The organism is Pseudomonas sp. Q2-TVG4-2, from assembly GCF_013620795.1.
In the GTDB taxonomy this organism is placed as follows: domain Bacteria; phylum Pseudomonadota; class Gammaproteobacteria; order Pseudomonadales; family Pseudomonadaceae; genus Stutzerimonas.
In genome coordinates this window covers 530,671-543,265 of sequence record NZ_LGLW01000001.1, presented here as the reverse complement: position 1 = coordinate 543,265, position 12,595 = coordinate 530,671, and the positions used below count along the sequence as shown (strand labels likewise).

At 60.8% G+C, this 12,595-nt stretch carries 13 protein-coding genes; 4 read left to right on the top strand and 9 right to left on the bottom strand.

The genetic code is table 11. From position 1 onward, the window contains the following. Positions 1–22 precede the first annotated feature (22 nt). A complete protein-coding gene (locus tag H3028_RS02690) occupies positions 23–1,738 on the bottom strand; it encodes a response regulator (RefSeq protein WP_181295514.1) in 1,716 nt (571 codons plus the stop codon). Beyond that, positions 1,725–3,248 carry an ATPase domain-containing protein gene (locus tag H3028_RS02685; RefSeq protein ID WP_181295512.1) on the bottom strand — a complete coding sequence of 508 codons (1,524 nt, stop codon included), beginning with the start codon at positions 3,246–3,248 and terminating at the stop codon, positions 1,725–1,727. Before H3028_RS02685 ends, H3028_RS02690 begins: the two co-directional genes overlap by 14 nt. A 525-nt stretch (positions 3,249–3,773) precedes the next feature. Between H3028_RS02685 and H3028_RS02680 the strand changes: the two genes are divergently transcribed. After that, positions 3,774–4,751, top strand: a complete 978-nt coding sequence (locus H3028_RS02680; protein ID WP_181295509.1) for a class I SAM-dependent methyltransferase — start codon at positions 3,774–3,776, stop codon at positions 4,749–4,751. 111 nt (positions 4,752–4,862) lie between these two features. Here H3028_RS02680 and H3028_RS02675 read toward each other — a convergent pair whose 3' ends face one another. The 7 genes from H3028_RS02675 to H3028_RS02645 form a co-directional block, all read right to left on the bottom strand. After that, on the bottom strand, positions 4,863–5,669 hold the full coding sequence (locus H3028_RS02675; protein ID WP_181295508.1) for an outer membrane protein OmpK: 807 nt from the start codon (positions 5,667–5,669) through the stop codon (positions 4,863–4,865). A 373-nt stretch (positions 5,670–6,042) separates the two neighbouring features. Next, positions 6,043–7,317 (bottom strand): hypothetical protein, encoded by a 1,275-nt coding sequence (locus H3028_RS02670; RefSeq protein ID WP_181295506.1) that lies wholly within the window; start codon positions 7,315–7,317, stop codon positions 6,043–6,045. A gap of 22 nt (positions 7,318–7,339) precedes the next feature. Continuing rightward, the gene (locus H3028_RS02665) at positions 7,340–7,522 is read right to left on the bottom strand and encodes a curlin repeat-containing protein (RefSeq protein WP_181295505.1); all 183 of its coding nucleotides are present in this window, start codon (positions 7,520–7,522) and stop codon (positions 7,340–7,342) included. 411 nt (positions 7,523–7,933) lie between these two features. Continuing rightward, entirely contained in the window at positions 7,934–8,770 is an 837-nt protein-coding gene (locus H3028_RS02660; protein ID WP_181295504.1) for a CsgG/HfaB family protein, read from the bottom strand. A gap of 20 nt (positions 8,771–8,790) precedes the next feature. Then, the gene (locus H3028_RS02655) at positions 8,791–9,213 is read right to left on the bottom strand and encodes a curli assembly protein CsgF (protein WP_181295503.1); all 423 of its coding nucleotides are present in this window, start codon (positions 9,211–9,213) and stop codon (positions 8,791–8,793) included. Then, positions 9,210–9,593 carry a curli production assembly/transport protein CsgE gene (gene csgE / locus H3028_RS02650; RefSeq protein ID WP_181295501.1) on the bottom strand — a complete coding sequence of 128 codons (384 nt, stop codon included), beginning with the start codon at positions 9,591–9,593 and terminating at the stop codon, positions 9,210–9,212. Before csgE ends, H3028_RS02655 begins: the two co-directional genes overlap by 4 nt. After that, positions 9,590–10,240, bottom strand: coding sequence for a response regulator transcription factor (locus tag H3028_RS02645; RefSeq protein ID WP_181295500.1), 651 nt, complete (start codon positions 10,238–10,240; stop codon positions 9,590–9,592). Before H3028_RS02645 ends, csgE begins: the two co-directional genes overlap by 4 nt. 239 nt (positions 10,241–10,479) lie before the next feature. Between H3028_RS02645 and H3028_RS02640 the strand changes: the two genes are divergently transcribed. The 3 genes from H3028_RS02640 to H3028_RS02630 all read left to right on the top strand — a co-directional run bounded on the left by H3028_RS02640 (position 10,480) and on the right by H3028_RS02630 (position 12,537). Then, positions 10,480–11,115 (top strand): LysE family translocator, encoded by a 636-nt coding sequence (locus H3028_RS02640; protein WP_181295499.1) that lies wholly within the window; start codon positions 10,480–10,482, stop codon positions 11,113–11,115. A 133-nt stretch (positions 11,116–11,248) separates the two neighbouring features. After that, on the top strand, positions 11,249–11,713 hold the full coding sequence (locus H3028_RS02635) for a VOC family protein (protein ID WP_181295498.1): 465 nt from the start codon (positions 11,249–11,251) through the stop codon (positions 11,711–11,713). Beyond that, on the top strand, positions 11,713–12,537 hold the full coding sequence (locus H3028_RS02630) for an aldo/keto reductase (RefSeq protein ID WP_181295496.1): 825 nt from the start codon (positions 11,713–11,715) through the stop codon (positions 12,535–12,537). The genes H3028_RS02635 and H3028_RS02630 overlap by 1 nt, the downstream gene beginning before the upstream one ends. The last annotated feature ends 58 nt before the right edge of the window (positions 12,538–12,595 follow it).

Genomic DNA, 12,595 nt, shown 5'->3' with positions numbered 1-12,595 from the left:
CGAGAGCGTGTGCTCGTCTGGATCACCGGAGTGATGCGAGCGGCTCTGCGTGCTCGCTCGGTGCTGCGGCGTTTGCCAAGGCTTCCTTGATGGCAAGCGCGAGCTCTTCCAGTCGATAGGGCTTGGCCAGTACGTAGACGCCTTGATCGGCGGCAGCTTTCTTCGCAGCTTCGGCGTAGCCGCTGGTGAGCAGAACCGGCGTGCGGAAGTGCTTTGTACGGATCTCTCGCGCCAACTCCACGCCGTTCATGCCACCGGGCATCATCACATCGGAGAAGACGAGATCTACATTGCGTTTGTTGGCCAGCGTATCCAAGGCCGCCGCGGCACTGGCGGCATGGGTCACGCTGTAACCCAGGTGCTGAAGCATTTCTCCCACAAGCGCCGCGACTTCTCCATCGTCATCGACCAGCAGAACATGGCCGGCTGAGGTTTCCGCCGGAATGTCGATTTGCAGATTACCGGGGTGGCCTTGCTCAGGCGTCGCCGCCGAGCGGGGCAGCAGGAGCACAACGCAGGTTCCTCGCTCAAATTCGGTATCGATCCACACCGTGCCGCCTGATTGGCGAGCAAACCCGTAGACTTGCGCCAACCCCAGGCCAGAACCCTTGCCGATCTCCTTGGTGGTAAAGAACGGGTCGAATACACGCCCGCGTACATCGACCGGGATACCGGTTCCGGAGTCAATCACCGCCAGGCGAACGAAATCCCCTTGGCGGCCGAGCACGTGCTCATCGGGCGCATTCGAGGCCTGCAGGAGGATCGTGCCGCCTTCTGGCATCGCATCGCGAGCGTTGACCGCCAGGTTGAGTATGACCAGCTCCAGCTCGCCCGGATCGACTTCCACTGGCCACAGGTCTGGTGCGAATTGCACCTCGACATGCACATCGCCGCGCAGGCTACGGTCAAGCAACTCGCGCATCCGGCTGATGTGATGAGCGAGGTCGACCGGCTCGGGCGCCAGTGACTGGCGGCGCGAGAACGCCAGCAGTTGGCGGGTGAGTGCCGCACCTCGCTGTGCGGCCTGGCGCATGCCATCCATCAAGCGCTGGCGGCGCTCCGGGTCGGATCGGCGATCGAGCATGTCGAGGCCGCCGGCGATGACCATCAGCAGGTTGTTGAAATCATGGGCGATGCCCCCGGTGAGCTGCCCGATGGCCTCGATCTTCTGGGTTTGACGCAGGGTTTCTTCGATGTGGGCGCGCTCCGCCATCTGCGTGCGCAGCTCGACGTTGGCCTGCTCCAGTGCCCGGGTACGTTCGACCACCAGCGCCTCGAGCTCGTGCGAGGCGTGCTCGCGAGCCTCGATCAGCGCGCGTACTTCGTACTGGCGAAGACGGCCGCGTAAGGCCGCCTGGACGGCGCTGGTCAGGGTGATGCTCTGCACCGGACGTTCAAGCAGAGAAACGTTGCACAAGGCCGCGACCATGCGCTGGCGCCAGGCGCTGACGGCCGGCTGCCGATGTTTGCTGGTCAGCACCACGAACGGAAAATCGGACCAGGCCGGCTGCCGAGCGGCCCAGGTTGCCAGCGTTTGAAGCTCCTGGCCGAACAATGCCTCTTCAGCGATGAATACCGCATCGGCATCGTTGTCGGCGCGCTCCAGCACCTCGGCGACACTATGGCAAACGTCCGCAGCCATACCGCTGCGGCGCAGCAGGTCGGCCGTTGCAGGCCCGTCCCTGCCAATGGGAGCGAAGACGACTACTAGTGGGCTGTCGCGCTTAGGTGTCGTCATGCTCGTCTTTCATGAGGGGAGTGGCGTCGCCGGTGTAGATCGGCGTGCCCGAGAATATGCCGCTGAAGTTCACAAGTGGTGGCCCGACCTTGATGCCGTAGGCACCAAGGCGAAACTCCCGAATGGTATTTTCGTGGCATCCACTGCGCTTCTTCACCACCGACAATGCACGCCGTACCACGCCAGCATGTTCGAAATAGCGCAGCATGATAACCGCATCACTGAGGTAGCTGATATCGATGGGCGTATCCATCGGGCCCACCAAACCATGCTGCGCCAGCACCATCACGCTGATAACGCCTTTCTGACCCAAATAACTCAGCAACTCATGCATCTGCAGAATCAGGAAGCGACCGTCGGGCATGGCATTCAGGTAGCCGTTGAGGCTGTCCATCACCACCAGCTGGGCGCCCTGTACCTCGACGCTGTGACGTACAGAGGCGGTGAATTCGCCGGGTGACAGTTCGGCAGGGTCGATCTGCTGCAGAAGCAGCTGGCCCTTTTCGATCCACGGCTGTAGATCCAGTCCGAGCGCCCGGCCGCGTGCCAGTAGCGTGCCAATGCCTTCATCGAATATGAAGAAGGCCACCTGTTCGCCACGTTTGCAGGCTGCCGCGGCATAGGCCAATGCGAGCGATGACTTGCCGACGCCGGCCGAGCCTATCAGCAGCGCGTTAGTGCCGCGTTCCAGCCCGCCGCCGAGCATCCGATCCAGTTCCGGGTTGCCACTGGAGATCGTCTCGCCCACGAATGACGAATGATGTTCGGCCGCGATCAGCCGTGGATAGATCGCCAGGCCACCCTTCTTGATGGTGAAGTCGTGATAGCCGCCTCGGAACTTGATGCCGCGCATCTTGATTACACGCAGGCGTCTGCGCTCGGCGCCGTAATCGATGGCCAACTGCTCGAGCATCACCACCCCGTGCGAAATCGAATGTAGCTGCAGATCGCCACTCTCGGAGGTCTGGTCATCGAGCAGGATCACCGTGCAGCGGCGGGTCGTGAAAAAGTGCTTGAGCGCGAGCACCTGGCGGCGATAACGCAGCGGGCTCTGCGCCAGCAGGCGCATCTCGGACAAGCTGTCGAAAACCACTCGGGTCGGGTTGGTTTGGCTGACTCGATCGAAAACCTGCTTGGTGGTCTCGTTCAGCTCCATCTCGGCCGGGTGCAGCACAGTCAGCTCAAGTTCGGGGTCGAGGCTGTCTTCGGGCGTCACTAGCTCGAACACATCGATGCCTTCGAGCGTCCAGCCGTGGCGCTTGGCGACCAGTTCCAGCTCTCGCTTGGTTTCCGAGAGCGTTATATAGAGCACGGTTTCGCCGTGACGCACGCCTTCGAGGAGGAACTGCAGGGCGATGGTGGTTTTGCCGGAGCCTGGGCTGCCCTCATAGAGGTACATGCGATTGGGATCCAGACCGCCGCCTAGAATATCGTCCAGGCCTTCGCTGCCGGTCGAAATGCGAGGGCATTCGTCGTCTGCGGTGAATAAATGATCAGAGGGATAAGTCATTCCGTACTCCTTAACGCGCTACGCAGAGCGTCGCCGCGTTCCTTGCTCCGGCTGCCCAGCCACGACGGCGGGACTGGCAGGAAGAACACGCCCGGAAAGGCCGTGCTGGTCTGGCTAAAAACCCCTCGGAGTACCCTGCCGTGTTCCACAGAGTCGAGAGGCGCGGTCATCTTATCCGACTCGGCTTTCCAGGTGCCGTTCCGCGTCGGGCATTTTCGCGGAGGCGCCAGAGCGGCCTCAAACCCTGATGAGCTGGGCATTTCGAGCTCCGCGACGGCGGAGTTCGTTCGTGGTACGGCGAAACCCTCGGCTTTGCCAGTATCGCGGGTTATGTGGAGGGCGATTTCGAGACTCATCATGCATTCTCGTTGGGTCTGGCATTCTGGCTGCACGCACCGTGGACGTGCCCGTCGGGTCGGTTAGCCAAGGGTTTGTCATCAGGCAGGGCTCGCCGTCTGAGCCGGAACCTGCAGGCTCCCGGGATCGCGTTTAGAATGCGCCGGCCCTTTTCGAGACGATGAATTCATGCACCCGGATGCCCTCGCGACGCTGCAGCAATACCTGATAACCGCCCTGGCCGATGTGCCTGCTGAAACCCGTCGGTTGTTTCACGGGCGCGGTCGGTGCTGGGTGGGACTCGAACACCTGACGGTGGATTGGCTGCAGGGTGTGATGCTGGTGTCGCTGTTTCGCGCGCCCACCGAGCCCGAGCTTGGGGCGTTGAAGTCGATGCTGACAACGCTGGCTCAGCAGCCTGCCTGGCAAGTGAGCGGAGCGCAGAGCCTGCTGCTGCATCATCGCTATCTGCCGGACAGCCAAATGGAGCAGATGCAAGGCGAGCCGATCGAGGAGTGGCTGATCACCGAAAACGGTCTGCGTTACCAGCTCGACCTCGGCATCAAGCAGAACAACGGCTTGTTTCTTGATATGCGTTACGGACGCCGCTGGGTGCAGGAGCAGGCGCAGGGTAAGCGGGTGCTCAATCTGTTCGCCTACACCTGCGGATTCTCCGTGGCTGCCATTGCGGGCGGCGCCGAGCATGTGGTCAATCTAGACATGGCCAGGGCCGCTCTGAGCCGGGGGCGTGAAAACCATCGACTCAACGGCCACGATCTGAGCAAAGTCAGCTTTCTCGGTCATGAGCTGTTCAAGTCCTGGGGCAAGGTGAAGAAGAGCGGGCCCTATGATCTGGTAATCATTGATCCGCCATCCTTCCAGAAAGGCAGCTTCGCACTGAGCCGGGACTATCAGAAGATCCTTCGGCGCCTACCGGAGCTGCTGACCCCAACCGGCACGGTGCTGGCGTGCATCAATGACCCTGATACCGGGCCGGGCTTCCTGATCGAGGGGGTGGCCGCCGAGGCGCCGGAATTGATATTTCAGGAGCGTCTGGAGAATCCGCCTGAGTTTCCGGATATCAGCCCTGACAGCGGATTGAAAGCACTGGTCTTCAGCCGCTCTGATCGTCGACCGGGCAGGATTGGCGTTCCAGGCCCGGCGTAAAATGCGGGTCTCCACTACGGTGAGCGGACAGCCGCCGGCAGTGGAGCTAGCCAAAGCGCGGCAGCGCTAGCCTGACGGAGGGCTTGACGGTCTCTCGGCGTTCGTCGCCGATTAGAAGTGCGCCTTGACGATGAAGTTGGTCACGTTGTTGTCGGTGTTGAAGTCGGTGCTGTCCTCGACGCCGTACTTGTCTGACCAGTAGTCGTACTCGATGCCGACATAGAGTGTGCCCGGCGTGTATTCCAGCGCCTTGCCCAGGTCGTATTTGATCTGCGGATTGATGTGCAGATTCTTGGCGACGAAGTCGCCGTCGGACTTGGAGCCAGCGTCATTGACCACCCAATCGATGAAGCCGTCGAAAAGAATGTCGGACTTGCCCACCGGGAAGGTCATGGCCCAGGTTGGGGTGATCTGCCACTGCCCACCGGCCTGGCCGGTGATGCCATCGGGTTTGCGGTAGTAGGTGTTGATCGACAAGCGATCAAAGCCCGGCACCGCTAGGTCGACGGCTGGGCCGAGCAGGTAGTTACGGTTGCGTCCTTCGCCACGCTCATAAGTGGCTGATAGCAGTACGTCGGTGACCGGCCCAAAGGAAAAATCCTGACCGGAGAGCTTACCCAGCGACAGGCGCGGGCTGAATTCGCCGTAGTAGGTGCGCCCGTCATTACCCGAGTGGCCGTTGAACCACTTGTGGTCGACGAACAGGAACATGTCGCCCCAGACCCAGCCGCTGGCGTGTTCGAAAGTGATTGTCTGCTGAATGTCGGCCTCGCGCCCGTCCTCGCCTGAATCGACGGCGAAATTCTTCCCATAGAGATAGGTCAGGCTATTGTCCTGCCAAAGCATGGGAGCGGCCGTGGCTTGGCCAGCGAGGGCCATGCCCGCGGCGAGAACGGCGGTGCTGAGGCTGTGTTTCATCGGTGTGCTCCTTGGATGCAGTTACGACTGCTTATACGAGTGGTTGGGCAGGCGTCGCGCTCGAAGCAGCGCCGCTGTCTTTGATAAAGCGCAGCGGAAATACCATAAAAATCCTTGGATTTCATTGTTTTGTGATCGGAGCAGCCGGCTGGTGCGAGATATATCCGAGCCGACAAGGCGAGTGGGAAGATGGCTGACCGGCTTCAATAGGCATGCTTCGGCTCAGCGGGTCAGCCCAACGAATCTTCAACAGAGCGCCTTGGGCGTCACCGGCCTGCCGCGATACTGCGCGATGGCATAGGGCAGGGCTGCTTGCTGCAGCCGGAAACGAAACTGCCGGCACAGGGCCGGCAGCTTCGGTGTTGCATACCCGTTAGTGCTGACTAACGACCGCCATGTTGTTGAAGCCGGCCTGGCTGATCAGTGCGCTATTGCCTATGCCGCTCTGGACGACCAATGCGTCGTGTCCGGCGCCGCTCTGATTGACCGTAGCCAGGTGGCTTTCACCGTGCTGGGACAGGGTTGCGGCGTTGCCGGAACCGAACTGGTTGACGTTGGCCAGGTTGAAATCGCCATCCTGAACGATATCGACATCGTTGCCGGCAATGCTGCTGGAGCCGGTGATACGGTTGCCTTCGCCTTCCTGCACCGCGGTTAGGGTGTTGAAGATGCCCGACTGGGTGAAGTTCAGCTCGTTGTTCTTACCCTGCTGATCGACGGTTGCATCGTTGTAGCTGCCGTACTGACTAACCGTGGCGACGTGGTTGCGGCCGCCCTGGTCAATCGCTGCGACGTTGCCGAAACCATGCTGATTGGCGGTGCCAGTGTTGCCATTGCCGCGCTGGGCGATGTCGGCATTGTTCTCGTTGCCCTGCTGGTAGACGAAAGCATTCTGGTTGGCGCCGCGCTGGCCGACGTTCAGGTTGTTGTTGTCGCCGCCTGAATAGGTGTACGCCTCGTGTCGGGCGCCCGTCTGGGCTACGTACGCATCGTTGAGGTTGCCGATCTGCTCGATCTCGGCGACCGAGCCGACGCTCCAGCTCTGGACGATGCCGGCGGCGTTCTCGTTGCCTTGCTGATCGATCATGGCGCGGTCATTGGCGCTGAACGACTGGGTGATGCTTGCATCGTTGCGGTTACCGTTCTGATACAACGCCGATTCGCTGCCATGGGCCACGGCCTGGTAGCTGGAGGCGACGTTGTGAGCGCCTTGTTGCTTGGTAACGGCGTCGCTGTCGTGAGTGCCGACCTGATCGGTTTCGGCGCTGTTGGCGTGACCGTGTTGACGTTGTTCGATGCTGCTGCCCCAGGTGCCGGTCTGGTTGGCGCGGGCAGTGTTGGCCTTGCCGTTCTGCCATTGCACCGAGCTGCTGCGCACGGCGAGCGTCTGGTTGACGTCTGCCTGATGAAAGTTTGCGATCTGGGTCTGTAGGGCTGATGAGGAATGCGAGCCGTTCTGCTCGATCATCGCGTCGTTGCCCCAGCCGCTTTGCAGCTGCTTGGCCATGTTCGAGGTGCCGGCGTTTTGCTCTACCTGGGCGAGGTTATCGATGCCGTTCTGGTGCTGTTCGGATGTGTTGCCCGCGGCGATAGCCTGTGTGGCGGCGACAGTCAGAAGGGCAGCGACAAGGGGTTTGATCTTGAACATTATGTCTCTCCATGGAATGTTTTCAGCGGTACTTCCTGGTGGTGCTTTGCTTCAAGGAGTACTGGCGGACCAGTACGCTCAGACCCTGGCCGTTCTGCGTAACGCGACTGCGATGCCCGGTGTCGGTCTGCTCTATCTGCGCGTTGTTCTGCGCGCCGTACTGTTCAATGCGGGCCTGGTTGTCGCGGCCGACTTGAACAATCAATCCTTGGTTATGCTGCCGTGCTGCGCGATGGTCGCTTCGTGTGCATAGCTGCGCTGGAAGATGAAGGCCTCCAGCGCGCTGCCGCTCTGATTGCTTTCACCATCAGGCGGTCTCCGGCCTGGGTGATGAGCGTGAAGTTATCTGCGGCGGCGCCGGTAGCTGGCCGGGCCGGGGTGGTCGCGTAAGCAGGGCGTTGAGCGAATTCGCTGCCAGTCAGGCCGAGCGAGGTCGAAAGACTGGCGGCTTGGAGGGCGGGACTGGCTAGCGCTGCGAAGAGCAGTGGCAGCAGTGCGTTACGGGCAATCCATTGCACGTGGTTCATCAGTCATCCCTGGTTGCATCGCGGTAAGTCATCCTGACCTAAACCGCGATCCGTCAAATCCATCGAACGGGCGAACCGTTGCGTTTGTTTCAGATCTTGGTGGGTGTCGCGAGGTATTTCGCCAGTTCCGCCTCGATGGCCGGCGTGTTCTCGGCGGTTTGCCAGAGCCGGCGATCGACGCCCTGGGCGATCAGGTGAGCGACCGCCGCCTCGATCGCTGAGAGCACGCAGAGCTGCGCCGGTTCGTTGGTGGTGTAGCCAGCTTCGGCTTCGAGCAGCTCCTTGAACTCAATGAATTTATAAATGTTGGCGCTGCGCCCGATGGAGTAAATGGTCTTGGTGGTCATCACGTTGGATAACACCTGGCCGCTGCGTACATCGATGGCGCGCAGATTGACCGTGACCTGATCGACCCGATATTCCTGCGAGACGCCAATGCCGAGATAGCGTGCACCCTGTCCGCCGCTGCGCACGTTGGTCTCGTAGGCGACGATGGCACCTTCCATGATGATGTTGGCGGCTAGTAGCGATGGCAGCTCCGACTGGATATTCGGCGCGACATCCGGCTTGGCCTGCGACGCGCGAATGATCTTGCGCTCGGTTAGCACGTTCTGAAGACCTTCGCGCTCCAGCACGATGAACCAGCCGCTGGCCTGCATGGCATCGACGAGCATGCTGGCCGCGCCTTGGGTGACTGCGGTAGAAAATGAGCTGGCCGGGCTCGGTTTGTATTGCCCGGTCTGGTCGCGAAAGCCGTATACCGCGGCCACCAGCGGCCCCCTGGGGCGGGGTAGCTCAAGCAGGTCCTGATAGGTCGAGGTACGGGGTGTAAGGGTTGGGGTTTCCTGGTCCGCCGACATGGGCTCGCGCACGGCGCAGCCCTGTAGAACGGCCATCATCCCGATGGCTACGAATAGGCTTCTCATGGCCTTTGCTCTCCTTGCAATTAATTGATGGCGCCGTAGCCGTTAACAATGATTTCCGATACTTCTCCCGTCAGCCGATCCGTGATTTCCACCGTCAGATTACCGTCGAGGTTCACGATGTTGACGATGAAGTCATCTGTGATTAACGAGCCACCGTTGGGGTCTTCCATCTTATTCAGGAGATCGGAGAGCAAGCGTGACTCGAGCTGGCTGGTGAAACGGTCGAGTGCCGAGGTGCCGGTCAGCGATGAGCGATCGATCGCATCCGGGTCTTTGGTGTCGTTTTGCGCCTGGGCATTGCCCAGTAGCCAGGCGCCGTTCAGTGGGCTGCCACCAAATGAAGGGTTGACCGGGGTGTAGACCAGTTCGGTCGCGGTGACGCAAGTGCTGAGCAGCAAGCCGGCCAAGAGCATGCCGGTAGCTTTTTGTTGTAGCCGGTTCATAACTCATCCTTTGCAAGGTCAATGGTGTCTTCGAACAATGCTTCGACTTTCTTACGGTTTATCTCTTGCAATACGAAATCCGCCGCTTCATAGGCGGTTTGCTCCATGTCATTGACGTTCGGTTGCAGGAAGCGGCGGTAGAGCGGCTGGTTGTCCTGTTCGACCCAGACCAGAATGCCCCAGCGTGCCGATGGTCGCTCTTTGACAGCCAGGTTGAAGTCCAGCGCACTGGTATCGTTCAGCCGCTCGCAGAACTTGCGGTAGAACTCCTGGCCGGATCGGGACACCGTGTTATTGGTGATAAAGCCCTTGAGCTCGGCCTCGTCGGCATAGGCCTGAACACTGGCGAGCAATGCCAGGCACAGGCATACCGCCTTCATATACCGGCCTCGTTGACATGGCCCATCACCAAGGATGCGCCTTGGGCGCGGTTGGATGCGCCCAGCTTGCCCAGTGCGTTATGAATATGGCTCTTGATGGTGTGGGTGCTCAGGTGCAGGCGCTCGGCGATTTCCGAATTCGAAAGCCCTTTGCCGGCAAGTGCCAGGATCTGCTTTTCGCGTACCGACAGCTCGTCGATGGCTCGCGAGGCGTGTGTCAGTTGGCGATAGCGGCCGAGCAGCTTCTCCATTAGCGCACGGGGTAGCCAGTCACCGCCGTCGAGAATGATGCTGATGCCGCGGCTGAAATTGTTGCGGCTGGTATTCGGGTAGAACACACCCTTGACCCAGGGATGCAGTTCCAGCAGCCGTCGCGCCTGCTCGGCTTGAACGTTCACCAGTGCGGTAGGGGTGTCGCGCAATTGCCGAAGCTGTCGCAGACAATCAGCGTCCGCGAAGCTGCCAACATCGACCAGCGTCAGGTCCGCGTCGTTCAGTCCAGCGCGAAGTGTATTGCTGCGAGTCAGGCGCAACTGGGGGCAACCGAGAAGGTATTGATGAAGCGAGTTGTCCAACAATTCACTGTTGGAAAGCAGAACGAGACGAGCTGACGAGGCGACGAACGCCAGACGGGCTTCATCGGTCATTTGCATATCCTTTGCTAAGTGGCTAAACGAGTAGCGCCCGGGATCCTCGCCGGGCCTGGCGCTTGGACTTGCCGCTAAAAAGGTAGTTCAGAGCGGTGACAATAAAAAGTCGATAGTGTGTTCTGGTGCCGGTTTTCCGACGAAGTGCTTATTCGTCGATACGGGCTAGAGCTGGAAGACATCCGGTCGCTGAACTACATTCAATATCCTTTTTTTGTTGCGGCGAGTAGGAGGCGGAGATGTCGGATCCAGCGTTCTGGTTGGTTTTCTTCTCGGCTGCCTTGGCGCTGAACGTGTCACCGGGGCCTGATTTGCTGTTTGTGCTTTCGCGCACGTTATCCGGCGGTCGCCGTGTCGGTGTGGCCTCGGCATGTGGCGTATGCAGCGGTGCCCTGGTTCATGTGGCGGCCGCGGCGCTGGGAATATCGGCGATCCTGGCCACCTCGGCGGTAGCCTTTGCCGTGGTCAAGTATGTCGGTGCCGCCTACCTGTTGTATCTCGGCATTCAGGCGTTGCGCTCAGCGGGCGCGGGCACCGAGCTCAACCTCAAGACCGGGCCGCGGACCACTGCCTGGCAGGCATATCGCCAAGGCATTCTGGTGGATATCCTCAATCCCAAAGCGGCGATTTTCTTCATGGCATTCCTGCCGCAATTCGTACGCCCGGATCAAGGGGCGGTGGCGCTGCAACTGCTGGTGCTGGGGGTGCTGGTGGTTCTAGTGGCGATCATTGTCGAGTGTGCCCTGGTGTTGCTCGCAGCTCGGGCGAGTTCAGCGTTCCGCAGCAACCGCCGCTTGAATCAATGGCTCGATCGCGTGCTTGGCTCGGTGCTGATCGGCCTGGGGATTCGTCTCGGCTTGGCCGAACGTGCGTAGGGCCTGTTGCCGTTTCGTCGCGGCCGCGCCGAAACGGGCAGACCTTATGGTGGGAACGTCGGGCCCGGTATCGGTCTGAATGCTATGCGGTGCGTTTTCTGACGGCGTTACCGCGGCAATCGAAGGAGTTTCCATGACCCTGTACAGCAAGAACACCACATCCAATCTAATCCCCTGCCTGCGTTACCGCGATGTGCCGGCCGCGTTGGAATGGCTGTGCCGAGTATTCGATTTCGAGCAGCAGCGAGTGGTCGAAGATCCTCAGGTTGGTGTCATTCACGCCCAACTCATCTTCGGCAGCGGCATGCTGATGCTGGGGCCGGTAGTCGATTCGGAATATGGCCGCCAGGTCAGGCAGCCGGATGAGGTGGGTGGGGTCTCCACGCAAAGCACCTATGTCATCGTCAACAGCGCCGACGCTCTGTACACCAAGGCCAAGGCCGCCGGTGCCGAGATCGTCATCGAGTTGAAAGACGAGGATTACGGCGGCCGAGGCTTCAGCTGCCGCGACCTCGAGGGGCATCTGTGGAATTTCGGCACTTACGATCCTTGGGCTGAACCGGTTGCCGAGCAAAATGCACCGCGAGGGAACGCCTGATGCGGACCTTGAAGCTGAACGACGGCGATGTGGTACCGGTAATCGGCCAAGGAACCTGGCACATGGGCGAAAATCCGGCCGAACGCCACAACGAGGTGGCCGCACTACGGCTCGGTATCGAGTTGGGCATGACGCTCATCGATACCGCTGAGATGTACGGCGAGGGTGGTGCCGAAGAGGTGGTCGGCGAAGCGATCCATAACCGCCGCGATCGGGTCTTCCTCGTCAGCAAGGTCTATCCGCACAACGCCAGTCGCAAAGGCGTGCCGGAGGCCTGCGAGCGCAGCCTGCGCCGCCTGGGTACCGAGTGCATCGATCTTTATCTACTGCACTGGCGCGGCCAGTATCCACTGGCGGAAACCGTCGACGCCTTCGAGCGTCTCAAAGACCAGGGCAAGATCCTCCGCTGGGGCGTGTCGAACTTCGATCTGGACGACATGCGCGAACTGGCTGCACCCGCATGCGCGACTAACCAGGTCCTCTATAACCCTGGCGAACGAGGTGTCGAATACGACCTGCTGCCGTGGTGCCAGGCGCAGCGCATGCCGGTCATGGCCTATTGCCCATTAGGGCAGGGCGGCGACCTGCTGCGTCATCCCGCTGTCATCGATGTCGCCCGCCGGCACGGCGCGCAACCGGCGCAGGTTGCCCTGGCCTGGGCCTTGCGCCAGCCCGGCGTGCTGGTAATACCCAAATCGTCCAATCCGACGCACCTGCGTTCCAATGCATCCGCAGCAGAGCTGAACCTCACAAGTGAAGACCTCGTCATTCTTGACGGGGCCTTTCCGCCACCGACTCGCCGGCAGGCCCTGCAGATGGTCTGACTGCGGTCGTCCTTCGGGACGGCAGGGAATGTTTGCCTCGCCGCGGCTGTCAGCTATG